The 25,482-nt window shown below is 70.6% G+C and carries 22 protein-coding genes and 1 tRNA gene; 9 read left to right on the top strand and 14 right to left on the bottom strand.

The features are described from left to right. Positions 1–5 precede the first annotated feature (5 nt). Positions 6–908 (top strand): ABC transporter ATP-binding protein, encoded by a 903-nt coding sequence (locus tag ACIQM0_RS08145; RefSeq protein WP_401285097.1) that lies wholly within the window; start codon positions 6–8, stop codon positions 906–908. Continuing rightward, entirely contained in the window at positions 905–1,621 is a 717-nt protein-coding gene (locus ACIQM0_RS08140) for an ABC transporter ATP-binding protein (protein ID WP_124283812.1), read from the top strand. The genes ACIQM0_RS08145 and ACIQM0_RS08140 overlap by 4 nt, the downstream gene beginning before the upstream one ends. 70 nt (positions 1,622–1,691) lie before the next feature. Here the strand turns inward: ACIQM0_RS08140 and ACIQM0_RS08135 are convergent, their stop codons facing one another. Further along, positions 1,692–2,342 (bottom strand): ANTAR domain-containing response regulator, encoded by a 651-nt coding sequence (locus ACIQM0_RS08135; protein WP_123469404.1) that lies wholly within the window; start codon positions 2,340–2,342, stop codon positions 1,692–1,694. A 94-nt stretch (positions 2,343–2,436) separates the two neighbouring features. On the opposite strand from ACIQM0_RS08135, the gene ACIQM0_RS08130 reads away from it, so the two are divergent. After that, positions 2,437–2,519: transfer RNA gene (locus ACIQM0_RS08130), tRNA-Leu, on the top strand. Between the two features lie 88 nt (positions 2,520–2,607). Beyond that, positions 2,608–3,393, top strand: coding sequence for a helix-turn-helix domain-containing protein (locus ACIQM0_RS08125; RefSeq protein WP_401284541.1), 786 nt, complete (start codon positions 2,608–2,610; stop codon positions 3,391–3,393). Between the two features lie 6 nt (positions 3,394–3,399). Here the strand turns inward: ACIQM0_RS08125 and pyk are convergent, their stop codons facing one another. After that, entirely contained in the window at positions 3,400–4,833 is a 1,434-nt protein-coding gene (pyk, locus tag ACIQM0_RS08120) for a pyruvate kinase (protein ID WP_401284539.1), read from the bottom strand. 124 nt (positions 4,834–4,957) lie between these two features. Beyond that, a complete protein-coding gene (locus ACIQM0_RS08115; RefSeq protein ID WP_401284537.1) occupies positions 4,958–5,656 on the bottom strand; it encodes an SIMPL domain-containing protein in 699 nt (232 codons plus the stop codon). 165 nt (positions 5,657–5,821) lie between these two features. On the opposite strand from ACIQM0_RS08115, the gene ACIQM0_RS08110 reads away from it, so the two are divergent. Further along, positions 5,822–7,639: a bifunctional metallophosphatase/5'-nucleotidase gene (locus ACIQM0_RS08110; RefSeq protein ID WP_401285094.1), complete on the top strand. Its 1,818-nt coding sequence runs from the start codon at positions 5,822–5,824 to the stop codon at positions 7,637–7,639. Positions 7,640–7,717: 78 nt separating this feature from the next. Here ACIQM0_RS08110 and ACIQM0_RS08105 read toward each other — a convergent pair whose 3' ends face one another. From ACIQM0_RS08105 to ACIQM0_RS08095, 3 genes are all read right to left on the bottom strand, one after another. Further along, entirely contained in the window at positions 7,718–9,154 is a 1,437-nt protein-coding gene (locus ACIQM0_RS08105; protein ID WP_401284536.1) for a lysine N(6)-hydroxylase/L-ornithine N(5)-oxygenase family protein, read from the bottom strand. After that, positions 9,151–10,548, bottom strand: coding sequence for a pyridoxal phosphate-dependent decarboxylase family protein (locus tag ACIQM0_RS08100; RefSeq protein ID WP_401284534.1), 1,398 nt, complete (start codon positions 10,546–10,548; stop codon positions 9,151–9,153). Before ACIQM0_RS08100 ends, ACIQM0_RS08105 begins: the two co-directional genes overlap by 4 nt. A 279-nt stretch (positions 10,549–10,827) precedes the next feature. After that, positions 10,828–11,946 carry a serine hydrolase domain-containing protein gene (locus tag ACIQM0_RS08095; protein ID WP_401284532.1) on the bottom strand — a complete coding sequence of 373 codons (1,119 nt, stop codon included), beginning with the start codon at positions 11,944–11,946 and terminating at the stop codon, positions 10,828–10,830. Between the two features lie 187 nt (positions 11,947–12,133). Here ACIQM0_RS08095 and ACIQM0_RS08090 point away from each other — a divergent pair, with 187 nt between their 5' ends. Further along, positions 12,134–12,793 (top strand): TetR/AcrR family transcriptional regulator, encoded by a 660-nt coding sequence (locus tag ACIQM0_RS08090; protein WP_401284530.1) that lies wholly within the window; start codon positions 12,134–12,136, stop codon positions 12,791–12,793. A gap of 94 nt (positions 12,794–12,887) precedes the next feature. Here ACIQM0_RS08090 and pepN read toward each other — a convergent pair whose 3' ends face one another. The 3 genes from pepN to ACIQM0_RS08075 all read right to left on the bottom strand — a co-directional run bounded on the left by pepN (position 12,888) and on the right by ACIQM0_RS08075 (position 16,979). After that, entirely contained in the window at positions 12,888–15,431 is a 2,544-nt protein-coding gene (gene pepN / locus ACIQM0_RS08085; protein WP_401284528.1) for an aminopeptidase N, read from the bottom strand. A gap of 299 nt (positions 15,432–15,730) precedes the next feature. After that, on the bottom strand, positions 15,731–16,066 hold the full coding sequence (locus ACIQM0_RS08080) for a chorismate mutase (RefSeq protein WP_363021442.1): 336 nt from the start codon (positions 16,064–16,066) through the stop codon (positions 15,731–15,733). A 34-nt stretch (positions 16,067–16,100) separates the two neighbouring features. Next, on the bottom strand, positions 16,101–16,979 hold the full coding sequence (locus tag ACIQM0_RS08075; RefSeq protein ID WP_385041094.1) for a helix-turn-helix domain-containing protein: 879 nt from the start codon (positions 16,977–16,979) through the stop codon (positions 16,101–16,103). 220 nt (positions 16,980–17,199) lie between these two features. Here ACIQM0_RS08075 and ACIQM0_RS08070 point away from each other — a divergent pair, with 220 nt between their 5' ends. The 3 genes from ACIQM0_RS08070 to ACIQM0_RS08060 all read left to right on the top strand — a co-directional run bounded on the left by ACIQM0_RS08070 (position 17,200) and on the right by ACIQM0_RS08060 (position 21,029). Then, the gene (locus ACIQM0_RS08070; protein WP_401284525.1) at positions 17,200–19,014 is read left to right on the top strand and encodes a beta-galactosidase; all 1,815 of its coding nucleotides are present in this window, start codon (positions 17,200–17,202) and stop codon (positions 19,012–19,014) included. Between the two features lie 77 nt (positions 19,015–19,091). Continuing rightward, positions 19,092–20,000, top strand: coding sequence for a hypothetical protein (locus ACIQM0_RS08065; protein WP_401284523.1), 909 nt, complete (start codon positions 19,092–19,094; stop codon positions 19,998–20,000). A gap of 51 nt (positions 20,001–20,051) precedes the next feature. Continuing rightward, entirely contained in the window at positions 20,052–21,029 is a 978-nt protein-coding gene (locus ACIQM0_RS08060; RefSeq protein ID WP_401284521.1) for an ankyrin repeat domain-containing protein, read from the top strand. A 135-nt stretch (positions 21,030–21,164) separates the two neighbouring features. Here ACIQM0_RS08060 and ACIQM0_RS08055 read toward each other — a convergent pair whose 3' ends face one another. From ACIQM0_RS08055 to ACIQM0_RS08035, 5 genes are all read right to left on the bottom strand, one after another. After that, positions 21,165–22,757 (bottom strand): DEAD/DEAH box helicase, encoded by a 1,593-nt coding sequence (locus ACIQM0_RS08055; RefSeq protein WP_401284519.1) that lies wholly within the window; start codon positions 22,755–22,757, stop codon positions 21,165–21,167. 242 nt (positions 22,758–22,999) lie between these two features. Next, complete coding sequence (locus tag ACIQM0_RS08050) at positions 23,000–23,203, bottom strand: cold-shock protein (protein ID WP_015607926.1); 204 nt, start codon at positions 23,201–23,203, stop codon at positions 23,000–23,002. Positions 23,204–23,501: 298 nt separating this feature from the next. Further along, positions 23,502–24,113, bottom strand: a complete 612-nt coding sequence (locus ACIQM0_RS08045) for a TetR/AcrR family transcriptional regulator (RefSeq protein ID WP_363021436.1) — start codon at positions 24,111–24,113, stop codon at positions 23,502–23,504. Positions 24,114–24,181: 68 nt separating this feature from the next. After that, positions 24,182–24,688: a pyridoxamine 5'-phosphate oxidase family protein gene (locus ACIQM0_RS08040; protein WP_401284517.1), complete on the bottom strand. Its 507-nt coding sequence runs from the start codon at positions 24,686–24,688 to the stop codon at positions 24,182–24,184. A gap of 93 nt (positions 24,689–24,781) precedes the next feature. Next, positions 24,782–25,363, bottom strand: a complete 582-nt coding sequence (locus ACIQM0_RS08035) for a HutD family protein (protein WP_401284515.1) — start codon at positions 25,361–25,363, stop codon at positions 24,782–24,784. Positions 25,364–25,482 lie beyond the last annotated feature (119 nt).

The following is a 25,482-nucleotide window of genomic DNA, read 5'->3' as shown; positions in this document are numbered from 1 at the left end:
CCACCATGACCACCACCACGAAGACCGGCACCCCCGTGCTCGACGCCAGCGGCGTCACGATGCGGTTCGGCGGCCTCACCGCCGTCCACGACGTCGACCTCACCGTCAACGCGGGCGAGATCGTCGGCCTCATCGGCCCCAACGGCGCCGGAAAGACCACCTTCTTCAACTGCCTCACCGGCCTCTACGTCCCCACCGAGGGCAAGGTCAGCTACAAGGGCACCGTCCTGCCCCCCAAGCCCCACCTCGTCACCCAGGCAGGCATCGCCCGCACCTTCCAGAACATCCGGCTCTTCGCCAACATGACCGTCCTGGAGAACGTCCTCGTCGGACGCCACACCAGGACCAAGGAAGGCCTCTGGTCCGCCCTCCTGCGCCTCCCCGGCTTCACCAAGGCCGAGAACGCCAGCCGGGAACGCGCCATGGAACTCCTGGAGTTCATCGGCCTCCAGGACAAGGCCGACCACCTCGCGCGCAACCTCCCCTACGGAGACCAGCGCAAGCTGGAGATCGCCCGCGCACTGGCCAGCGACCCCGGCCTCCTCCTCCTGGACGAGCCCACCGCCGGCATGAACCCGCAGGAAACCCGCGTCACCGAAGAGCTCATCTTCGCCATCCGCGACCAGGGCATCGCCGTACTCGTCATCGAGCACGACATGCGCTTCATCTTCAACCTCTGCGACCGCGTCGCCGTACTCGTCCAGGGCGAGAAGCTGGTCGAAGGCACCTCCGACGTCGTCCAGAGCGACGAACGCGTCGTCGCCGCCTACCTCGGCACCCCGTTCGAAGGCGCCCCGGGCGCCGAGGAGCTCGCCGAGGTCGAAGCCGCAGAGGCCGTCGCCACCAAAGGCGCCGTAAGCACCACCGACACCATCAGCACCAGCACCGAGGAGGAGGACACCCGATGACCGCACTGCTAGAGGTCGAGGACCTCCGCGTCGCCTACGGCAAGATCGAAGCCGTCAAGGGCATCTCCTTCAGCGTCGAAGCCGGCCAGGTCGTCACCCTGATCGGCACCAACGGTGCGGGCAAGACCACCACCCTGCGCACCCTCTCCGGGCTGCTCAAGCCCATCGGCGGCCGCATCCTCTTCGAGGGCAAGCCGCTGGCGGGCATCCCCGCCCACAAGATCGTCGCTCTGGGCCTGGCCCACTCCCCCGAGGGCCGGCACATCTTCCCCCGGCTGACGATCACCGAGAACCTCCAGCTCGGCGCCTACCTCCGCAGCGACAAGGCAGGCATCGAGAAGGACATCCAGCGCGCCTACGACCTCTTCCCCATCCTCGGGGAACGCCGGAAGCAGGCCGCGGGCACCCTCTCGGGCGGCGAACAGCAGATGCTCGCCATGGGCAGGGCCCTGATGTGCCAGCCCAAGCTCCTGATGCTCGACGAACCGTCCATGGGCCTCTCCCCGATCATGATGCAGAAGATCATGGAGACCATCGTCGAGCTCAAGTCCCAGGGCACCACGATCCTGCTCGTCGAGCAGAACGCCCAGGCCGCGCTCTCCCTGGCCGACGAGGGCCACGTCATGGAGGTCGGCAAGATCGTCCTCTCCGGTACCGGCGCGGACCTCCTCCACGACGAGTCGGTCCGCAAGGCCTACCTCGGCGAGGACTGAACCCGCTCGTACAAAGAAGGCCCGCGCCCCGGACTGCTTCCGGGGCGCGGGCCTTCTCTCGAGTACGGGGCTACTCGGCCGCCTTCTTCTTCTCCTCGGCGTCCTCGATCAACGCCTCGGCGAGCTGCTGCATCGACAGCCGCCGGTCCATCGACGTCTTCTGGATCCAGCGGAACGCGGCGGGCTCGGACAGCCCGTAGTCCGTCTGCAGAATGCTCTTCGCGCGGTCCACCAGCTTCCGGGTCTCCAGCCGCTGCGACAGGTCCGCGACCTCGCCCTCCAGCGCCTTCAGCTCCGCGAACCGCGACACGGCCATCTCGATGGCCGGCACCACGTCGCTCTTGCTGAACGGCTTCACCAGGTACGCCATCGCTCCGGCGTCCCGGGCCCGCTCCACGAGGTCGCGCTGCGAGAACGCGGTGAGCATCAGGACGGGCGCGATGGACTCCTCCGCGATCTTCTCGGCGGCGGAGATCCCGTCGAGGACCGGCATCTTCACATCGAGGATGACCAGGTCCGGCTTGTGCTCCCGGGCCAGCTCGACAGCCTGCTGCCCGTCCCCGGCCTCACCGACGACCGCGTATCCCTCTTCCTCCAGCATCTCTTTGAGGTCGAGGCGGATGAGCGCCTCGTCCTCGGCGATGACGACGCGGGTCGTCAGCGGCGGGACGTGCGACTTGTCGTCGTCGGCGACGGGCTGGGGCGACTCGGGGGTGGTCACGGGGCTCCTTGGTTCAGGGCAGGTACTGCTGCGGAGCAGCCTACCTAGCAGCGGCGGCAGCGGGTGACCCGGTACACTTTCGGGCAGCACCCTCGCCGGGTTGGTGGAAGGGTATACACGGATGTCTCAAACACATCTGCCCGAAAGGGCTTGCGGGTTCGAATCCCGCACTCGGCACAGTTGACACAGAAAGCGGATGTTCACGTTCTCGTGAACATCCGCTTTTCGTTGCATGCAGTAGCGGTCGATCTCTCATCGTTATCACATGAACTTCCACGGAACCGAGATGCGACAGAAGGCCCTCACTCTCCTCCGCGGCGGCGCGAGGAACGCGGACGTGGCTCGGAAGCTGAACGTACCGGCAGGCACGATCAGTTACTGGAAGCACATGGACCGCGCCAAACGTGGCGAGTGTCCCGGGGCCCACCGCTCCTTCTGCCCCCGATGTGACGGCGACCTCGACCAGGCCGCTTACGCCTACCTCCTCGGCCTTTACCTCGGAGATGGGCACATCATCCAGAACCGGGCCATGAAGACCCCCAGCCTCTCCATCACCTGCTCCGAGTCCTGGCCCGGCCTCATGGACCAGTGCGAGAACGCCATGCGTACCGTCTTCCCCGAAAACTCCGTGTGCCGGGTCCGCCGGAAGGGCTGCCGCGAGGTGAAGATGTACTCGAAGCATCTGTGGTGTCTCTTCCCCCAGCACGGCCCCGGCAGAAAGCACGAACGTCCGATCATTCTCGAACCCTGGCAGCAGGAGATCGTCGACGCGCATCCCTGGGGCTTCGTCCGCGGCCTCATCCACTCCGATGGCTGCCGGAACATGAACTGGACGACCCGGAAGGTCGGGGGCGTGCGCAAGCGGTACGAGTATCCGAGGTACTGGTTCACCAACCTGTCGGACGACATCCGGCGCCTCTACACCGACACCCTCGACAAGCTCGGCATCGATTGGACGCACTGCACCCGCGCCGGGAAGCACTACAACATCTCCGTCGCCCGACGGGCGTCCGTCGCCCTCATGGACGCTCACGTCGGGCCGAAGTACTGAGGACCGCTACTTCGGACTGTCGTCCTCGCCGATGTGGTGCACCCGCACCAGGTTCGTCGAGCCCGCGACGCCGGGCGGGGAGCCGGCCGTGATGACCACCACGTCGCCCTTCCGGCAACGGCCGATCTTCAGCAGTTCCTCGTCGACCTGCGCCACCATCGCGTCCGTCGATTCCACGTGCGGGCCCAGGAACGTCTCCACGCCCCAGGTCAGGTTCAGCTGGGCGCGGGTCGCCGGGTCCGGGGTGAAGGCCAGGAGCGGGATGGGTGAGCGGTAGCGGGAGAGGCGCTTGACCGTGTCGCCGCTCTGGGTGAAGGCCACCAGGAACTTCGCACCGAGGAAGTCGCCCATCTCGGCTGCCGCGCGGGCGACCGCTCCGCCCTGGGTGCGGGGCTTGTTGCGGTCGGTCAGCGGCGGGAGCCCCCTGGCGAGGATGTCCTCCTCTGCGGCCTCGACGATGCGGGACATCGTGCGGACCGTCTCGATGGGGTACTTGCCGACGCTGGTCTCGCCGGAGAGCATGACCGCGTCCGTACCGTCGATGACGGCGTTGGCCACGTCGGACGCCTCGGCGCGGGTGGGGCGGGAGTTGTCGATCATCGAGTCGAGCATCTGGGTGGCGACGATGACCGGCTTGGCGTTGCGCCTGGCGAGCTTGATGGCGCGCTTCTGGACGATCGGCACCTGCTCCAGGGGCATTTCGACGCCGAGATCGCCCCGGGCGACCATGATGCCGTCGAAGGCGGCGACGATGTCGTCGATGTTCTCGACGGCCTGGGGCTTCTCGACCTTGGCGATGACGGGGAGGCGGCGGCCCTCCTCGTCCATGACGCGGTGGACGGGTTCGATGTCGCGTCCGCTGCGCACGAAGGAGAGGGCGATGACGTCGGCGCCGGTGCGCAGGGCCCAGCGGAGGTCGTCGATGTCCTTTTCGGAGAGGGCGGGGACGGAGACGGCGACGCCGGGGAGGTTGAGTCCCTTGTGGTCGGAGACCATGCCGCCCTCGATGACGGTGGTGTGGACGCGGGGTCCGTCGACCTCGGTCACTTCGAGGGTGACGCGGCCGTCGTCGACGAGGATGTGTTCGCCGGGGGCGACGTCGGCGTTGAGGCCTTCATAGGTGGTGCCGCAGGTGTGGCGGTCACCTTCCATGGGCTCGACGGTGATCGTGAAGTCGTCGCCGCGTTCAAGGAGTACGGGTCCTTCGCGGAAGCGTCCGAGGCGGATCTTCGGACCTTGAAGGTCGGCGAGGATTCCGACGCTGCGCCCGGCTTCCTCGGATGCCTTGCGTACTCGGTGGTAGCGCTCTTCGTGTTCGGCGTAGGTGCCGTGGCTGAGGTTGAGGCGGGCAATGTCCATACCCGCTTCGACCAGGGCCTTGATCTGGTCATATGTGTCGGTGGCGGGTCCTAGGGTGCAAACAATTTTTGCTCGGCGCATGGTTTGAGCCTAGACCTTACCTACGGGTAGCGAATTGGCTCCGCATGACTGCTCAACAACCTTTGGGTGAAGGGTTTTTGACACGTGTTGAATTGTGCGGCGGGGTGCTCGGATGAGCATTTTCCTAGAGCGCGGGCGGGGTCATGATGAAGCGGGCGTTCACCTGCGCGAAGACGGTCTGGCGCTGTGGTTCGAGGTCGAGCGCGGGGGCGGGTTCGGCCGCGGCGCCGGCGAATCCGCGGGTGCGGCCGTAGCCACCGGGGGCGGCGGGCATGGCGGGGGTGGCGTTCTCGGCGCCGAGGTCGGCGAGTTCGACGAGGGCGGCCAGTCGTGCGCCGACTGCGTCGGCGTATTCGCGGGCGCGCTGGACCGCTTCGCGTACGGCTTGGCGGCGGGCTTCGCCGTGGGCGGGTGAGTCGGGGCGCAGGGCCCACCAGGGTCCGTCGATGCGGGTCAGGTCGAGGTCGGCGACGCGGGTGGTGAATTCACCGAGTGCGGTGAAGTCGTTGAGTACGGCGGTGATGTGGACGCGTCCGTGGTAGGTGCGGATCTTCTCGTCGCGGCCGCGCCGGGTGAGTTCGGGCGTGATGGAGAAGGTGCCGGTTTCGAGCTTCTCGACGGCTTGTCCGTAGGTGCGGGCGAGTTCGAGGACGGTGGTGTTGCGTCGGGTGAGGTCGTCGAGGGCGGCGCGGCGGTCTTTCCCGCGGGCGCTGACGGTGATGCCGACGCCGGCGATCTCGGGGTCGATCTCGAGGCGGGCGTCGCCGCGGACGGCGAGGCGGGGGTGGTCGGGGGTGCCGTAGGGGTACGGGGTGTCGGTCATGGGTCCACTGTGGCACTCGGGTGCGACAGCGGGTGGTCATCGAAACGAAACCTGCGGGGGGTGTTGCCGGGTGCCGTGCGTGGGTGATTATCTACGCGCGTTGTCCACGCGTGCGCGGGGTCTACGCGCGTTGTGTACGGAGAGAACCGAGATGTGGGAGACGAGATGCCGCTGAATCGAAGGACGTTCCTGGGCACATCGGCCGCGGCCGGTGCGGGTGTCGCGATCGCGGGCGGTGCCGCGGTTCCCGCCGAGGCGCACGGCCACGGGCATGGGCACGGGAACGGTCATGGGCGTCCGCAGAAGCGGTACTCGTTCACCGTGATGGGCACGACCGATCTGCATGGAAATGTCTTCAACTGGGACTACTTCACGGACAAGGAGTTCGACGACGGCGACCACAACGACGTCGGTCTGGCGAAGATCTCGACGCTGGTGGATCAGGTGCGTCGGGAGAAGGGCCGCCACAACACCCTGATGATCGATGCGGGTGACACAATCCAGGGCACGCAACTGTCGTACTACTACGCGAAGATCGACCCGATCACGGCGAAGCGCGGTCCGGTGCATCCGATGGCGCAGGCGATGAACGCGATCGGCTATGACGCGGCGGCGCTCGGCAACCACGAGTTCAACTACGGCATTCCGGTGCTGCGCAAGTTCGAGGAGCAGTGTGATTTCCCGCTGCTGGGTGCGAACGCGCTGGACGCGAAGACGCTGAAGCCGGCGTTCGCGCCGTATGTGATCAAGAAGCTGCGGACGCCGCACGGCCGGGATGTGAAGGTGGCGATCCTGGGGCTGACGAATCCGGGTATCGCGATCTGGGACAAGGCGAACGTCAGCGGCAAGATGGTGTTCCCGGGCCTGGAGGAGCAGGCGGCGAAGTTCGTGCCGCGGCTGCGCTCGATGGGTGCGGATGTGGTGATCGTGTCGGCGCACTCGGGGAACAGCGGGACGTCGTCGTACGGTGATCAGATTCCGTATGTGGAGAATGCCGCGGGTCTGGTGGCGGAGCAGGTGCCGGGGATCGATGCGATTCTGGTGGGTCATGCGCATCTGGAGATTCCCGAGTACTTCGTGGAGAACAAGAAGACCGGAAAGAAGGTCGTGCTTTCCGAGCCGTTGAAGTGGGGGCAGCGGCTGACGCTGTTCGACTTCGATCTGGTGTGGGAGAAGGGCCGCTGGGTGGTCGAGAAGGCGGGGTCGCAGGTGTTGAACTCCAACACGGCGGCGGAGGACCGGAAGATCACGAAGTTGCTGGCGGATGAGCACAAGAAGGTCGTGGCATACGTCAATCAGGTGATCGGTACGTCGACGGCGGCGATGACGACGGCCGAGGCGGCGTGGAAGGACGAGCCGATCATCGATCTGATCAATGTCGTCCAGGCGGAGACGGTGAAGGCGGCACTGGCGGGTGGCGAGTACGCGGCGCTGCCGGTGCTGTCGCAGGCGTCGTGTTTCTCGCGTACGGCGCAGATCCCGGCCGGGGACGTGACGATCAAGGATGCGGCGGGTCTGTATCCGTTCGAGAACACGCTTGAGGCGCGGTTGCTGACGGGTGCGCAGATCAAGGATTATCTGGAGTTCTCGGCGCGGTACTACGTGCAGACGGCGGCGGGTGCTCCGGTGGATCCGGCGAAGCTGACGAACGCGGACAAGACTCCGGATTACAATTATGACGCGGTGTCGGGTCTGACGTATGACATCGACATCGCGAAGCCGAATGGCTCGCGGATTGTTGGTCTTTCGTTCGAGGGCAAGGCGATTGATCCGGCGGCGCAGTTCGTGCTGGCGGTGAACAATTACCGGGCGAGCGGTGGGGGTAACTTCCCGCATGTGCCGGGTGCCAAGCAGCTCTGGGCGAATTCGGAGGAGATCCGGAACACCATCATCGGGTGGGTGCAGGCGAAGGGTTCGGTGGACGGTGCGCAGTTCGCCTCGGTGGACTGGCGGCTGACGCGGGACGGTACGCCGGTGTTCTAGGTCTGTGGTGGGGCGGCCGTCTCCTTTCCTTTTGGGAGGGGGCGGCCGCTTTTCTGCGTGCCCGGTGGGGCGGGGGTGTCAGTTGCTCTGGACCAGGGGGGTGAGGACGGGGCCCTGGGCGGGGATCTTCGGGGCGTGGGGGGTGAGGCCGAAGGTGGTGAAGGCGGTGCGTTGCGGGAGGTGGTAGGCGGTGGTGCCGGTGAGGTTGTTGAGGATGGTGGCGCTGCGCCAGGCGGCGAGGCCGAGGTCGGGGGCGCCGACGCCGTGGGTGTGGCGTTCGGCGTTCTGTACGTAGATGTTGCCGGTGATGGCGGGGTCGAGGTCGAGGCGGAACTGGTCGTCGATGCGGGGGCGGCCGGAACTGTCGCGGCGCAGGTGGGTGTGGAGGCCGTCGAGCATCTGGTCGAGGGGGCGTTCGCGGTAGCCGGTGGCGAGGACGACGGCGTCGGTGGTGAGGCGTGAGCGGGTGCTCTGCTGGGTGTGTTCGAGGTGGAGTTCGACGCGGGAGTTGGCGACGCGGCCCGCGGTGCGTACGCAGACGCCGGGGGTGAGGGTGGCGTCGGGCCAGCCGCCGTGGAGGGTGCGGCGGTAGAGCTCTTCGTGGATGGCGGTGATGGTGTCGTGGTCGATGCCCTTGTGGAGTTGCCATTGGTCGGGGACGAGTTCGTCGCGCACGGCTTCGGGGAGGGCGTGGAAGTAGCGGGTGTAGTCGGGAGTGAAGTGTTCGAGGCCGAGCTTGGAGTACTCCATGGGCGCGAAGGCGGGGGTGCGGGCGAGCCAGTGGAGTTTCTCGCGGCCGGCGGGGCGGGCGCGGAGGAGGTCGAGGAAGATCTCGGCGCCGGACTGTCCTGATCCGATGACGGTGATGTGTTCGGCGTCGAGGAGTCGTTCGCGGTGGTGGAGGTAGTCGGCGGAGTGGATGACGGGGACTGATCCGGCTTCGGCCAGGGGTTTGAGGGGTTCGGGGATATGGGGTTCGGTTCCGACGCCGAGCGCGATGTGGCGGGTGTGGGCGCGGCCGAGCGCTTCGGCTTCGCCGTGGGTGTCGAGTTGGGTGAAATCGACTTCGAAGAGGGCGCGTTCGGCGTTCCAGCGGATGGCGTCGACCTGGTGGCCGAAGTGGAGGCCCGGGAGTTGTTCGGTGACCCAGCGGCAATAGGCGTCGTATTCGGCGCGTTGGATGTGGAAGCGCTCGGCGAAGTAGAAGGGGAAGAGCCGGTCGCGGGTGCGTAGGTAGTTGAGGAAGGTCCAGGGGCTGCTGGGGTCGGCGAGGGTGACGAGGTCGGCGAGGAAGGGGACTTGGAGGCTGGCGCCGTCGATGAGGAGGCCGGGGTGCCAGTGGAAGGCGGGGCGTTGTTCGTAGAAGGTGGCGGCGAGGGGGTGGGGGGTGCCGGGGATGCCGTGGGCGAGGGCGGCGAGGGAGAGGTTGAAGGGGCCGATGCCGATGCCGACGAGGTCGTGTGGCTGGTCGGCGTCGGGCGTGGGCCGGGCTGGCCGGGCTGACCGGGCTGTCATCGGTGGGTGCTGCCTTCCGGGAGTGCTGCGGCGAGGTGGGTGACGAGGTCGAGGAGTTTCTGCAGGTCGTGGGGGGTGGTGTGAGGGTTGAGGAGGGTGGCTTTGAACCAGAGGCGGCCGTTGGCGTGGGTGCGGCCGAGTACGGCGTGGCCTCGGGTGAGGAGGGTGCGGCGGATGGTGGCGACGGTGTGGTCGTCGGTGTGGGTGGGGCGGAAGAGGACGGTGGTGATGGTGGGGCGGTCGTAGAGGTCGAGGGTGGGGGTTTTGGTGATGAGGTCGGCGAGGTGGTGGGCGGCGGCGCAGGTGCGGTCGATGAGGTCGGCGAGGCCGGTGCGGCCGAGCGCTTGGAGGGTGACGGCGATCTTGAGTGCGTCGGGGCGGCGGGTGGTGCGCAGGGAGCGGCCGAGGAGGTCGGGGAGGCCGGCTTCGGTGTCGTCGTCGGCGTTGAGGTAGGGGGCGTGGTGGTGGAGTGCGTCGAGGTGGTGGTGTTCGGGGACGGCGAGGATGCCTGCTGACGCGGGCTGCCAGCCGAGTTTGTGCAGGTCGAGGGTGACGCTGTGGGCGCGGTCGAGGCCGTGGACCTTGTTGCGGTGGGTGGGGCTGAAGAGGAGGGGCCCGCCGTAGGCGGCGTCGATGTGAAGTTCGGCGCCGTGGGTGGTGCAGAGGTCCGCGATCTCGGCGAGGGGGTCGATCTGGCCGGTGTCGGTGGTCCCCGCGGTGGCGGTGACGAGGACGGGCCCGCGGAGTCGGGCGAGGGTGTCGTCGAGGGCGGTGAGGTCGATGACGCCGGTGGGGGCGGGGACGGTGATGGGTTCGGGGAGGCCGAGGAGCCAGGCGGCGCGGGTGATGCTGTGGTGGGCGTTGGCGCCGCGGATGGTCTGGACGGGGCCGTGGCGTTCGCGGGCGAGGAGAAGCGCGAGTTGGTTGGCTTCCGTGCCGCCGGTGGTGACGAGGGCGTCGGGTGCGGTGCGGTGGGGGTAGATCTCGGCGGCGAGCGCGGTGGTGAGGTCGGCTTCGAGGGCGGAGGCGGCGGGTGCCTGGTCCCAGGAGTCCATGGAGGGGTTGAGGGCGGAGGCGGCGAGGTCGGCTGCCGCGGCGAGGGCGAGGGGCGGGGTGTGGAGGTGGGCGGCGCAGAGGGGGTCGGCCGGGTCCGCGGCGCCTTGGGCGAGTGCGGTGACGAGGGTGCTGAGGGCGTGGTGGGCGCCGGTGCCGTGGTCGGGGATGACGGGGTGGAGGGCGGTGCGCAGGTGGGGGGTGACGGTGTCGGGGCCGCCGGCGGGGAGGGGGCCGTCGCGTCGGTGGGCGCCCTCGTGAAGTGCGGTGAGCACGGTGTCGAGGAGGGGGCGCAGAGCGGCGGGGCCGGTGGTGCCTCCGGCGAGGGGCGGGGTGGGCATGGCGGTGGTGGCCCTTCGGAGCGCATGGGTGGACATCCCAGCTTGTCCGGGTTTCGGGTGGCGCGGCCGGTGAGCCCGGTGATCTGAACTCGAAAGGGGGACGGGCGTGCGGTGAGGGCGGGGCGGTGGGGGTTCGGGTGGTATGGGCGCGGCTTGGGCCCGTGTGTCTGTGGGCGGTCGGGAGGCGGTCCGGGAGGCCGCGGTGGGCTGTGTCGCCGGAACGCGGACGTGATCGGGCGCCCGATCGCGTCCGCGGGGCGGGTCGTTCCTCCGGTTCGGTCAGCCGTACATCGCCACGCGGCAGAGGGCCGCGAGCGCGTCGTCGATGGGGTGGGGCTGGGGGCGGCCGGCGGCGTCGAGCGTGTTCCACCTCTGCAGGTTCAGCGCGACGGAGAGCTGCCGGTTGCCGTCGGCACGGGTCATGGCCAGTGCTCCGGCGCCCCAGACCGTGCCGCCGTGGCCCCAGAAGGTGGCCTGGCCGGGGGCCTTTGCCGGGTACAGGCCGAGGCCGTACTCGATCGTCTTTCCCTCCTGGGAGACGACCGGGACGGTGCGTTGCATGTGTGCCAGCGACGCCGGGCTGACGATCTCGCCGGCCAGCAGCTTGCCGAAGAAGCGGTTGAGGTCGGTGACGGTCGTTATCAGTGCGGCCGCCGGTCCCACCCATGACATGTCGTAGACGCTGTAGTCGCGCGGCGGGTCGATCATGCCGAACCACGCCTCGTAGATCTGCGAGTGCGGTCCCTCGACATGGGTTCCGGTGGGGAATCCGGTGTCCCGGAGCCCGGCGCGCTCGATGACGTCCCGGGTGATGCACTGCTCGGCCGTGGTGCCGGTGACGTGTTCCAGGAGCCGGCCGAGGAGCAGGTAGTTGGTGTTGGAGTACACCCCCGGAGTGCTGCCCGGGGCGCCGCTCGGGGGCGCGGTGACGCCCATCTCGATGAGTTCGGTGGGGTGGAAGCGGGTGAACCGGTTGTCGTCCAGGCTCTGGGGCCCGGTGTCCGCGACGTCGGGGAATCCCTTGAGGGAGGGGTAGGCGTAGGGGAGGTACTCGGCGAGGCCGCTGGTGTGGTTGATCAGCATCCGGACGGTGATCGCGTCACCGCGGTCTCCCGGGACCAGTTCCGGGAGGTAGCGGCTGATCGGTGCGTCGAGGCCGATCCGGCCGCTCTCGGCCTGTTGCAGCACGGCGGCGGCGGTGAAGGTCTTGGTGATGCTGCCGACGCGGTGGCGCATGTCGGCGGTGACGGGGCGGCCGGTGGCGGTGTCGGCGGTCCCGGCGGCGCCGCGCCAGACCTGGTCGCCGTCACGTACTTCGGCGAACAGGCCGGGCATTCCCGCGCGGTGGACGTTGTCGAGGGCGGTGTCCAGCTCCGCGGGATCCAGTGCGTTCCTCACGGCTTGCGTCCTTTCGTAGTCCCGGGGGTGAGCTCCGCATCGGTCGGCCGCCCCCGGGTGACGGGGCACGAGTGGGGTGTCGGCCGGCTCGCTGACGGCTGCCCGGCACACCCATGTCCTCATTATGCACGCGGTGCGTGCAACGCCAAGTGCATACGTTAGGCTGGGATCCGACGAGAGGAGCGGGATGACAGGGCGAAGGCGCTGGTCGACCGAGGAGATCCTGGACGCGGCGGCGGACCTGCTGCGCACGGGCGACGCCGAGTCGTTCAGCGTGCGCAGACTGGCCGCGGCCCTCGGGACGGATTCCTCCAGCCTCTACCGGCACTTCCGCAGCAAGACCGAACTGCTGCGCGCGGTCGCCGACCGGATTCTGCTGGCCGCCATGGACGGCTACCGCCCCGAGGGCGACTGGAAGCAGCGCATCACCGCCCTGGGCCTGCGCGTGCGGGAGGCCTTCGGCCGGCAGCCCCAGCTCGCCGCGGTCTGGGGGCGCCACGCGTCGAGCGGCACCGGCTCCCGGCTGGTGATGGAAGAGGTGCTGCAGGCCCTGCGGGCGTCAGGACTGCCCGACGAGAGGATCCCGGCGCACTACCACCGGATCGCGGTCCTCATCTCCGCGTTGATCGCCTCGGAGGCCGGGGTCAGCACCATCACCCCCCAGGAGTACGACCAGGGCATGGAGCTGTTCCGCGTCGCGGTCCTCGGCGCCGACCCCGAGCGCTTCCCGGCCCTGTCCCACTTCGCCCGCGACGTCCGCCCCCTGGGAGCGGACCGTCGCGCCGCGTTCGTGGAGCTCCTCGACGCCCAGCTCGCCCACGTCGAGGCCGCGGCCCGCGCCGCCTGAAAGGCCGTCCCGGTATCGCGCACAGACGTGCCCGGCCCGCCCTCGGTGATGAGGGCGGGCCGGGCACGGGTGGTGCGGGCCGCTCGTGTCCGGGTCAGTGGGCGTCGCGGACGGCGAGGGCGCGGCGCAGGTCGTCGACCTGGTCGGCGAGTTTGCGGCGCAGGGCGGGGACGAGTGTCCGGTCGGTGAGTGCCTGTTCGCCGAGGTGGAGGCTGTCGGCGTCGATGGCGTACGCGGGGAACGCGTAGCTGCCGACGGCCTCGGCGATGGCCGGGCCGCGGCGGACGGCGAGCTGGGCCGCCTCGGGGTAGTAGCGGGGCACGTACGCGCTGACGAGGTCGGCCTGTTCGGGCTGCCAGAAGCCCTGCGCGACGGCGGTGAAGAGGTAGTTGGAGAGGCTGTCGTCGGTGAACATGGCCTGCCAGGCGGCGGCCTTGGCCTCGGGGGTGGGCAGGGCGGCGCGGCAGCGGGCGGCGCCTTCCTGGCCGGTGGCGCTGGGGTCCTGGTCGAGTTCGGCGGCGATGGCGGCTTCGTCGGTGGCGCCGAGGACGGCGAGCCGGGTGAGGATGCGCCAGCGCAGTTCGGCGTCGAGTTCGGGCCCGCCGGGGACGGTGCCCTCGGTGAGCCAGCCCTGGATGGCGTCGGGCTGGGTGGCGGTGTCGACGATGCGGCGTACGGCGATGAGGCGGAGGCCGGGGCTGCTGCCGTCCTCGGTGCGGCGGATGAGGTCGCGGCACAGGGCCGTGAGCGCGGTGAGCGCGGCGGGCCGGTCCTCTGGGGTGAGGTAGCGGCCGGCGATCTGGGCGCAGGCGAAGGTGAGGACACCCTGGTGGAGTGCGAGGTCGGTCTCGTGCGGGAGGTGGGTGCGGGCGGCCTCGATGTAGGTGGCGGGGGCGAGTTCGCCGTCGCGGACCATGTCCCGGGCGGTGTTCCAGATGACGGCGCGGGTGAGCGCGTCGGGGATGCCGGAGAGGCAGCGCAGGACGGTGTTCCAGGAGTCCGGGTCGAGGCGGACCTTGGCGTAGGTGAGGTCGCCGTCGTTGAGGACGACGAGGGCGGGCCGGCGGCCGGGGCGGGTGACGGGTGTGCCGTCCTGGGGGATGCCGATGTCGAAGCGGTCGCGCAGGACGAGCCGGTCGGGGCCGGACTGGGTGTCGATGGCGTGGTCGTAGGTGCCGACGGCGATGCGGTGGGGGCGGGAGCCGCGGTGGTCGACGGCGAGGGACCAGGTGGTGTCGGCCTCGGTGACGTGCGCGGTGAGGGTGTCGACCCCAGAGGTGCGCAGCCACTGGGCGGCCCAGGCGTGGACGTCGCGGTCGGTGGCGGACGCGAGGTTGTCGATGAAGTCGGCGAGAGTGGCGTTGCCGAACCGGTGGCGGGCGAAGTGGATGTTGATGCCGGCCAGGAAGTCCTTCTCGCCGAGCCAGGCGACGAGCTGGCGCAGGGCGGACGCGCCCTTGGCGTAGGAGATGCCGTCGAAGTTGAGCATCGCGGAGGCGGTGTCGGGGACGGCGGCCGGGTCGGGTGCGACGGGGTGGGTGGAGGGGCGCTGGTCGGCGTCGTAGCCCCAGCCCTTGCGGGCGACGCCGAAGTCGACCCAGGTGTCGGGGAACGGGCTCTCCCCTGCTCGAACGGAGTTGAGGGCCCGGGGAAAGGTGGCCTCGGCGAGGGTCTGGTAGCCCATGTACTCGGCGAAGGACTCGTTCAGCCAGATGTCGTCCCACCAGGCGAGGGTGACGAGGTCGCCGAACCACATGTGGGCCATCTCGTGGGCGATGACCATGCCGCGGGTCTGGCGCTCGGTGTGGGTGACGGCGGAGCGGTAGACGAATTCGTCGCGGAAGGTGACGAGGCCGGGGTTCTCCATGGCGCCCGCGTTGAACTCGGGGACGAAGGCCTGGTCGTAGGAGTCGAACGGGTAGGGCTCGTCGAACTTCTCCTGGAACCGGTCGAAGCAGGCCCGGGTGATGTCGAGGATCTCGTCGGCGTCGGCGTCGAGGTGGGGGGCGAGGGAGGCGCGGCAGTGGATGCCGAAGGGCAGTCCGGCGTGTTCGGTGGTCACGGAGTGCCAGGGGCCCGCGGCGACGGCGACGAGGTAGGTGGAGATCGGCGGCGTGGGGGCGAGGGTCCAGCGGCCGTCTCCGGTGTGCCGGGCGGTGCCGTTGCCGAGGACGGTCCAGCCCTCGGGGGCGGTGACGGTGAGGGCGAAGACGGACTTGAGGTCGGGCTGGTCGAACGCGGCGAAGACGCGCTGGACGTCCTCCAGGAAGAGCTGGGTGTAGACGTAGGTCTCGTTGTCGGTGGGGTCGGTGAAGCGGTGCATGCCTTCGCCGGTACGGGAGTAGCTCATGGCGGCGTCGACGCGGAGTTCGTGTTCGCCGCTGGTCAGGGAGGTCAGCGGGAAGCGGTTGCCGTCGAGGTCCGCGGGGTCGAGTGGGTGCCCGTCGAGGCTGATCGAGCGCAGGGTGGCGGGCTTGATCTCGACGAAGGTGTCGCCGTCCGCGAGGGCGGTGAACCGGATGAGGGTACGGGAGTCGAAGGTCTCCTCCCCCGCGGTCAGATCGAGGTCGATCGTGTACCGCTGTACGTTGAGGAACTGGGCTCGGGTCTGCGCTTCGTCGCGCATCAGTACGGACATGGGCCCATGCTGCCGTATGCGGTGTGGACGCCCTGGGCCGCCGCCGGATCTTCGCGATCTGCCTGTGCCCGTACACGCCCGAGCGGTACCCGGCCCGGATGCGCGCCCCGGGCTGCAGCGTCGGCGGTGCGGTCAGCCGCCTGGGCGTGATCGGTCGCGTGGTCTGCGCGGGCGGGAGACAGCGTCGCGGGGGTGGCGGGAACCCTGGCGGAGGGGACGGCGAACCGCCCGCTGGAGGAGATCTCGCCCTGACGGCCGGGCGGCGGCCGGCGGGCGGCTGCTGCAGCCGGCGCCCCGGGTCAGGCCTGTGCGCCGCCCGTCCCGTTCGCCGATTCGTCCGCGATGCGCTCGTGGTGGCGGATGACCTCCGCCACGATGAAGTTCAGCAGCTTCTCGGCGAACGCCGGGTCCAGGTGGGCGCTCTCCGCCAGCTGGCGCAGCCGGGCGATCTGGCGGCCCTCGCGCGCCGGATCGGCCGGGGGGAGCTGGTGGGCGGCCTTGAGGTGGCCCACCTGCTGCGTGCACTTGAAGCGCTCGGCGAGCATGTGGACAACCGCCGCGTCGATGTTGTCGATGCTCTCGCGCAGCCGGTTCAGCTCGGCGCCTACGGACTCGTCGATGTCGCTCGTGGTCATGGTCATCGAGCTTAAGTCCTCTCGGCGCGGCGGACTACGGGCTGATCGTCGGCGGGTGGTCCGGGTCCGGCACCCGGTCGCTCCAGCCGCCCGGCACGCTGCGTCCCTGCTGTTCGCGGAAGCGGACCGGGGCGATGCCGACCCGGCGGGCGAACAGCCGGGAGAAGTACGCCGGATCGTCGTACCCGACGCGGCGGGCGACGGCCGCGACCGGCAGGTCGCTGGTGGCGAGGAGCTCCTTGGCGCGGCCGAGCCGGATGCCGAGGAGGTAGTCCTTCGGGCTGCAGCCCGCACCGCGCCGGACGGCCGTGCGCAGTTCGGCGGGGGTCATGCCGTGCCGGGCGGCGTGCTCGGCGACGGAGAGCGGCTGGAACGCGTCCCGGGTCATGGCCTGGAGCACCGGGTCGCCGTCGGGGCTGACATCGGCGCGGGCCCGGCGCAGGGCGACGAGCAGTTCGTGGACGGCCGCACCGGTCTCCACTTCCAGCAGCGGGTTCCCGCGCCGCGCCGCCCGTACCATCCGGCCGATGGCGGCCCGCGGTGCCGCCGTGTCGGAGAGCGGGACGAGGGGGCGGTCCGGCTCGATGTAGCCGAGTTCGGTGTACGTGGTGGTGGCGGGGCCGGTGAAGTCGACGAAGCTCTCGTCCCAGCCGGTGGCCGGATCGGCTCCGTAGTGGTGCGGGGTGCCCGGGGTCAGCCAGATCAGGCTGGGCCCGGTGACCGGCACCCGCCGCCCGTCGGGCCCGGCGAACCATCCGCTGCCCGAGTTGATGACCACGGCGACGTGGTGGTCCAGGGTGCGGGGGCCGACGGTGGGCAGCGCGCCGTGCTGGAGCCCCACCCCGAGGCAGACCAGGCCGAGGCGGTGGTGGAGCGGGCTCGGGGTGAAGAAGCGCATCCAGGTGTGGTACATCGGCTTTCGCTCCCCGGTTCTCGCGTCGTGTGCCGACAGCGATGTGCTGCGTCCAAACAGCAATGATCTTTGTCCATGGACCGGCCGCACGCCAGGGGTGAGGCTGGGTCGCGACATTCCTCCCGAGTTCGCCCGCTCCGTCGCACGGTGCCGCATTCCGCCGGTACCGGTTCACGGGGCGCGGCGGCCGGGACCGCCCGCACAGGAGAGAACGAGCACGATGGCTGACTTCACGGTGGGCGACGACGACCACTTCAGGCTCGACGGGCGGCCCGTACGGCTGCTGTCGGGCGCCCTGCACTACTTCCGGGTGCACGAGGCGCAGTGGGATCACCGGCTGTCGATGCTGCGGGCGATGGGCCTGAACTGTGTCGAGACGTACGTGCCGTGGAACCTCCACGAGCCGCGGCCGGGCCGGTTCCGGGACGTGGCGGCGCTCGGCCGCTTCCTGGACGCGGTGCGGCGGGCCGGCCTGTGGGCGATCGTCCGCCCCGGGCCGTACATCTGTGCGGAGTGGGAGAACGGCGGGCTGCCGGTCTGGGTGACCGGGCGGTTCGGGCGGCGGGTGCGGACCCGCGACGCCGCTTATCTGGACGCGGTACGGCGGTGGTTCGCCGAACTGCTGCCCCAGGTCGTGGAGCGGCAGATCGACCGCGGCGGCCCGGTGATCATGGTGCAGGCGGAGAACGAGTACGGCAGTTACGGCACCGATCAGGCCTATCTGCGGCAGGTGGCCGCGATGCTCGGCGAGTACGGCGTGAGCGTCCCGCTGTTCACCTCCGACGGTCCTGAGGACCACATGCTCACGGGCGGCTCCGTGCCCGGTCTGCTCGCCACGGCGAACTTCGGTTCGGGGGCGCGCGAGGCGTTCCGGGTGCTCCGGCGTCACCAGGACGCGGGGCCGCTGATGTGCATGGAGTTCTGGTGCGGCTGGTTCGAGCACTGGGGCGCCCCGCCGGTCGTACGCGATCCGGCGCAGGCCGCAGAGGCGCTGCGGGAAATCCTGGAGTGCGGGGCGTCGGTCAACATCTACATGGCGCACGGCGGGACGAACTTCGGCGGCTGGGCGGGCGCCAACCGCGCGGGCCCGCTCCAGGACCAGGAGTTCCAGCCGACGGTGACGTCGTACGACTACGACGCGCCGGTCGACGAGTACGGGCGGCCCACGGAGAAGTTCTGGCTGTTCCGGAAGGTCCTCGCCGAGTACGCGGACGGGCCGCTGCCCGAGCTGCCGGCCGCGCCCGCCGCGCTCGCCGCACCGCTGCGGGCCGCGCTGACCGGCTGGGCACCGCTCCAGGACGTCATGGAGGCACTCGGCGACGAGGAGCAGCCGGAGTCCGGCGTTCCGCCCACGTTCGAGGAGCTGGGCGTCGACCGCGGCCTGGTGCGCTACCGGGTCGGGGTCCCGGGTCCCCGACAGCCGTACGCCCTGGGGGTGTCGGGTCTCCGGGACCGGGCGGTGGTGTACGTGGACGGTGTCCGCAAGGGCGTCCTGAGCGAGGAGGACAGCACCCTGGCGGAGCCGGTGGCCGGACCCGCGGAGGTCGAGCTGTGGGTGGAGTCGCTGGGCCGGGTCAACTACGGGCCGCGGCTGGGCGAGGCCAAGGGGATCACCGGGGGCGTGCTGCACGAGCGCCAGTTCCTGCACGGCGTACGGGCGCGGGCGCTGCGGCTCGACGCGTTCGAGGACGCGGCGGCGGTGGCCGGCGTCCCGTTCGCCCCGCTCGACGGGTCCGGGCGCAGCGGCCTGTACCGGGGCTCCTTCGAGCTCGCGGACGCGGGCGGCACCGGGCACGCGGGGCTCGAACTGCCGGGCTGGACGCGCGGATTCGTCTGGGTGAACGGGTTCTGCCTCGGGCGGTACTGGTCAGCGGGCCCGCAGCGGACGCTGTACGTACCGGGTCCGGTGCTGCGGGACGGTGTCAACGAGGTGTGGGTGCTGGAGGTGGAGGACGCGGGCGCGCCGTACGCGGAGCTGGGGCCGGGGCTGCCCGTCCGCACGTACACCGCTGCCCAGGAGGACGCCCGGGGCTGACGTCCGGCTTTCCGGGCCGCTCGGTGCCGCCCCGGCTACAGTGGGCGGAGCCGAGCGGCACGGACGGGGGTGAGGGCGTGAGCGACGGCCCCCACGGCAGCCCGGTGGTGCACGGCTTCCCGCACCTGGCCACCGTCCGGTCGGCGATCACCGCGCTGTACCGGCGGCTGTCGTACGACGGTGTCCACCGGTTCGCACCGAGCCTCCTCCCCGCAGACGCGGCCTTCGCCGACGCGGACGATCTGCACCTCGGCGCGCAGCGCGTGGCGCGGGCGATGGTGCAGCACCTGCGTCTGCCGGACGCCCGGATGGTCGTCGCGTTCCGTGCGATGGAACACGCGGGGAGTGTCGAACTCGCGGCCGGGCCGGAGTACTTCATCGAGCTCAACGACCGGTTCCGCACCCACCGAAGGGACATCGGGGCCGCGCTGTCGCACGAGGTCATGCATGTGCTGCTGCACCGGCTCGACCTGCAGTTCCCCGGGACCCGCGACAACGAGATCCTCACCGACACCGCGGCCGCCTATCTGGGGGCGGGCTGGCTGCTGCTGGACGCGTTCCGGGAGGACGCCACCTCCAGCCAGAAGCTCGGCTACCTCACCCCGGAGGAGTTCGGGTACGTACTGGCCAAGCGGGCGCTCGCCTTCGACGAGGACCCCTCGCCGTGGTTCACCAGCCCGCAGGCCTACACGGCGTACACGAAGGGCCGGGCGCAGGCCCTGCGCGAGGGCCTGCAGCCGCCGCTGACGGCGGCCGGCTGGGCGGGCCGGCGCCGGTACGCCAAGGACCGGCGGTACGCCCAGGAGCATCCCGGTGCGGGCGCGGCCCCCGGCCCCGAGCCCCCGTACACCTTCGAGACCGGCCGGGACGGACTCCGGGTCGCCTTCCCGTGCCCGACCTGCCATCAGCGCAACAGGGTTCCGGTGCGCGGCCGGGTGCGGGCCCGGTGCGCGCTGTGCCGCACGGTGCTGGACTGCACGACGTGAGGCGCCGCCGCCCGCAACAGGCCCTGGCGTGAAAGGTATTACAGTCGAAATGTGACAGAAGACCCGATGGCGGAGGCGGCGGCGGACGGGCTGAGCCTGTTCGACGCGCTGTACGAGGGCGAGGACGCCGTCGTACGGCTGCTCCGCGCCGGTGCGCCCGTCGAGTCGTCGGACGAGGACGGTGCGAGTCCGCTCTACCTGGCGGCGGTCTCCGACCGGCCGGGCGTGGTGCGGCTGCTCCTCGCCGCGGGCGCCGATCCGGACCGGGCCTGCGGACCGGAGTCGGGCGATCTGCCGATCTGCGGGGCGGCGTGCGGTGGTCACACCGAGGTGGTCGAGTCCCTGCTGTCCGCCGGGGCCCGACCGGATCTGCGTGAGCAGTTCGGGTTCACGGCGCTGCGCTGGGCGGTGGGGCTCGGCCACGCGCGGACCGCGCGGACGCTGCTCGCCCACGGCGCCGACCCCTGCCTGCCGGGCCCGGAAGGCGAGGCGCCCCTCCTCCTGGCCGCCCGTCGGGGCTCCCTGGAGACGGTACGGGCGCTGCTGCGCCACGGCGCGGGAGCACCGGACGGGGCGCTGGAGGAGGCGCTCGCGGAGGCGCGGCGCATGGCGGACGTGGATCTGGAGCGGGAGCTGCGCGACGGGCTGCTGGACGCCTACGGGGAGTCGGAGGAGCACCAGGTCTCCGTGCACCGTGCCGTGGTCGACGGCGGGGAGACGCTGACCGTCGAACTGGTGCGGAACGGGGAGCCGTTCGCGGGCCGGGACCAGCAGACGGGGCACGGCGCGATCGCCACGCTCCTGGAGACCGAGCTGGGGCTCCTGGCCTCGTTCGAGGAGCTGGCGCGGCGGGCGCTGCGGTCCGGGAGCCCGGACCTGGACAACTGGCACGCGTCGGCGGAGGCGCTGCGCGAGCGCGGCGACGAGGAGACCCGGCAGGCGGCCGCCGCGTGGTGCGCGGCAAGTGATCCCCTGCGTCGGGCGTTCGGCGCGGATGTCCTGGCGCGGCTCGGGCATCCCGGGGCGTGAAAGAAGCCCGTCCGGCGTGCGAGGACGGAAGCGGCGCTCGGGCGAACCCGGCTGACGCTCCGTCCTCGATCGCCGGACGGGCTGGAGTGGCCTGCGTGCACCGTCCGGAAGCTCCGGACGGGCTCAGGTCAACGGTTACGCGGCGCGACGCCCCCGCGCGGGCGCGCCACCGCGGCCGGAGCCACCGGAACCGCCGGAGCGACCCGCGCCCTGCGCGCCGGCGCCGCCGGCACCCCCCGCACCGCCGCCGCGTCGGCCGCGCCCACGCGTGCCCGCGCGGAAACCGCCACCGGAGCCCGCACCGGACCCCGTGCCGCCGGGCCGCGTGCGCGGCTTCGGCTGGGTCGGCTGCGGGACCTCGACGACGATGGCGACGCCCGACGGCTCGCGCGCCCCGGTGATCCGGGTGAGCTCCTCGTCGCTGGACTTGATCCGGGTGGTGTGCGGCGCGATGCCCGCGTCCTGCATCAGCCGGGTCATCTCCCGCTTCTCCTCGGGCAGCACCAGCGTGACGACGCTTCCGGACTCCCCGGCGCGCGCCGTGCGCCCGCCGCGGTGGAGGTAGTCCTTGTGGTCGGTGGGCGGGTCCACGTTGACGACCAGGTCGAGGTCGTCGACGTGGATGCCGCGCGCCGCCACGTTCGTCGCGACGAGTGCGGTGACCTGGCCGTTCTTGAACTGGTCCAGGGTCCGGTTGCGCTGCGGCTGCGAGCGGCCGCCGTGCAGGGCGGCAGCTCGTACGCCGCTGGCGAGCAGCCGCTTGGCGAAGCGGTCGGCGGCACGCTTGGTGTCGACGAACATGATCACCCGGCCTTCGCGGGCGGCGATCTTCGTGGCGACGGCCTTCTTGTCGGTCTCGTCGAGCACGTGGAGCACGTGGTGCTCCATGGTGGTGACGGCGCCGGCGGACGGGTCGACCGAGTGCACGACGGGGTCGGTCAGGAACATCTTGACCAGCCGGTCGATGTTCTTGTCCAGGGTCGCGGAGAAGAGCATCCGCTGCCCGTCCGGCTCGACCTGCTTGAGCAGGGCGACGACCTGCGGCATGAAGCCCATGTCGGCCATCTGGTCGGCCTCGTCGAGGACGGTGATGGCGACCTGGTCGAGGCGGCAGTCGCCGCGCTCGATGAGGTCCTTGAGCCGGCCCGGCGTGGCGACGAGCACCTCGGCGCCGCGGCGCAGGGTGCCGGACTGCTTGCTGATCGACATCCCGCCGACGACGGTCGCCATCCGCAGGTTGACGGACGTCGCGTACGGCGTCAGTGCGTCGGTGACCTGCTGGGCGAGCTCGCGGGTCGGGACGAGGACGAGGACGAGCGGTGCCTTCGGCTCGGAGCGGCGTCCGGCGGTACGCGCCAGCAGCGCGAGGCCGAAGGCGAGGGTCTTGCCGGAGCCGGTGCGGCCGCGGCCGAGGATGTCCCGGCCGGCGAGCGAGTTCGGCAGGGTGGCGCCCTGGATCGGGAAGGGGTCGGTGACGCCCTGCGCGGCAAGGGTTTTCAGCAGGGCGGCGGGCATGTCCAGCTCGGCGAACGCCTCGACGGCGGGCAGTGCGGGGGTCATGGTTTCGGGCAGGGCGAACTCACCCTGCGGCGGCGTTGCCTTGCGACGCGGCGACGCCTTGCCGGATCCCTTGCCGGAACCCTGTGCGGTTGCCTTTGCCTGGGCCGTGCCACGCCCCCTCGACGGGCGATTGCGGGCGGGACGGTCCTGACGTTCGGAGCGGGTCATACGGAATTGCCCTCCTGGGGATTCCTGGGAACTACGTGGGAATGCTGGGACTTGCCGGGGCCTGCGCGGAATGCGGACTGCGGCACGCGGTGCGCGAGGGCCCGGAACGCCCGGGGTGCTTCGTAGCACCCGGTGCGGGGCGCTCGGAGGCGCCCGGAACTTCCGTACTTCCCAGGGACAGCACAAGCCGGGGCCCGCACCTTCACGGTGCGGGCCCCGGCTGCGAGGTACGCGTCCGGCAATTAGGCCGGGACGATGTTCTCCGCCTGCGGGCCCTTCTGGCCCTGCGTGACGTCGAAGGAGACCTTCTGGCCCTCCTGGAGCTCACGGAAGCCCTGGGTGGCGATGTTCGAGTAGTGAGCGAAGACGTCAGCGCCGCCGCCGTCCTGCTCGATGAAGCCGAAGCCCTTTTCCGAGTTGAACCACTTCACGGTTCCAGTAGCCATGTCATTCTCCTAAAACAGGTGCAGTGCCGGAAATCCGCACTTTACGAATTCCAAGTCGCCGCATTGAGCCCCACCCGGAGAAAGCCGGAAAACAATAAAGCGCCTGAGGAAGCATTCCCGTCAGGCGCACATAAAGTTCATGGGTACCAAAACTGCAACCGGACCACCGTAGCACGATCTGGCGACCGGCGGTGGGACACGCCACGCCGCCGGCCGGCTGTTGTCCGAGTGAACCCTTGGGGCGTAAGGGCCGGAGCCGTTCGAAGATCGTCCGAGACCGGTCCGGGACGGGTCTGTCTCAGTCGCGCAGGGCGATCCCGTCCAGGACCATCGACAGGTACTGGCGGGCGATCTCCTCGGGGCTGTGCTGGCCGCCCGGCCGGTACCAGGAGGCGGCGACCCAGACCGTGTCGCGGACGAACCGGTAGGTGAGGCGGATGTCGAGGTCGGCGCGGAAGACCCGGTCGGCGACGCCGCGCTCCAGGGTGCCGAGCCAGGCCTTCTCGAACTTCTGCTGGGAGTCGACGAGGTACTGGAACCTCGGCTGGGCCGCCAGGTGCTGGGACTCCTTCTGGTAGATGGCGACGGCGGCACGGTGCCGGTCGATCTCACGGAAGGACTCGGTGACGAGGGCCCCGATGGTCTCCCTGGGGCCGAGCCCGGCGTCGAGCACGGCGTCGTACCCCTCCCAGAGCTCGTTCAGGAAGGTGGAGAGGATCTCGTCGACCATCGACTCCTTGGAGTCGAAGTGGTAGTAGAGGCTGCCCGCGAGCATTCCGGCCGCGTCCGCGATCCGGCGGACGGTCGTGGCGTTGTATCCCTGCGCGGCGAACACCTCGGCGGCGGTGGCGAGCAGTTCGCCGCGCCGCTCGGGGGAAGGCGTCGCCTGTGGCTTCTTCTTGGTAGGCACCCGCCCATTCTCCGCCCGGCCGCCTCCCCCGCCGCCCTGCGGGCCGCGGGGACGCCCTGCCGGGGCCGTCAGGAGGTCTCGGCCAGCGAGCCGTCGTCGTTGCCCCTGCGGAAGGAGCGCAGCGGGCGGCCGGGGCGCCAGACCTGGATGACCAGGGTGTCGCCGCCCTCGATGCCGGTGCGCACCACTTCGGTCAGCTCGATCCGGAACAGGTGGAAGGGTTCCGGCGGCTTCACCTCGTCGATGAAGCGGGCCAGCACGGCGGGGTCGGTCACCTCCACCGCCCGTCCGGAGATCCGGACGTCCCCGTCGGCCATCTCGGCGTCGGGGCCGGGGTTGGCCTGCACGGCGAAGCGGGGGTCGCGGCGCAGGTCCAGGGCCTTGCGGGAGTTCGGCATCATGCCGAGGAACGGCTCGCCCAGCCGGAACTCCACCTCGATGCCGGTCACCCGGGGCGAGCCGTCCTGGCGGAGGGTCGCCAGTACGTGGTGCTTGTACTGCTGGAAGCGCTGCCGCACGGTGTCGGCGAAGTCGGGCTCCGCGGTCCGGAAATCTGCCCAGGAGTTCGATGTCATGCGTTCATCGAACTCCGTAATCCCGACATCTCCTGTCCGGTTTCCTCCGGGGCTGTCGCGGACCACCCGTTCGGATCCCGTCCGGTGCCGCCGCTACCGGCTGCCCGGCCCGTGTCCCGTGAGCGTGATCAGCGCCGCGTATCCGTGCGTCCGCAGCACGCACGACGCCCGGCCGTGCAGCAGCACCGCGTCGTGGCGGCCGAGCACGGTGTCCGTACCGTCGATGACGGCTCCGTCCTCCAGCGCGACGGCCAGCGCCGTCCCGCCCTCGGGCGCCATCAGCCGCAGGGTGCCGCGCACGACCGCCACCTCGGCCCGCGTACGGTCCCTGCGGTACATCACGTTGAGGTTGACGACCGGGCCCGCCAGCAGCCGTCCGTCGGTCTCCACGTCGCCCGGGAAGTCGTGCGGCCAGTACGGCTCGTCGACGATGTGGTGCTCGCCGTCCACCATGAGGTCCATCCCGGTGCCCTCCACCACGGTCAGGGTGCGGTCGACGCCGGGGAACACGGAGAAGGGTCCGTCCCCGGTCACGTCGGCCAGGCTGACCCGCCAGTCGAAGGCGCCGGATGCCGCGCCGGACGCGGCGATCTCGCGGGTGACTCCCCCGCCGTTCTTCCAGGGCGCGGCCACCCGGGCGGCCGCGCGCAGGATCCTGAACGCCTCGGAGGTCATGCGGATGCTCCAGTCTCGACGGGGTCGGGGACCCCGAGCCTAAGCCCGGCCGGTCCGTGCTCCCCGGGGTTCGCTATCTTGATCGCCGCCGCCCCCCACCGGCCGCTCTCGCCCGTTCA

Origin of the sequence: Streptomyces sp. NPDC091387, assembly GCF_044756945.1 — a bacterium.
Classification (GTDB): Bacteria; Actinomycetota; Actinomycetes; order Streptomycetales; family Streptomycetaceae; genus Streptomyces.
This window is presented reverse-complemented; position numbering and strand designations above follow the sequence as displayed.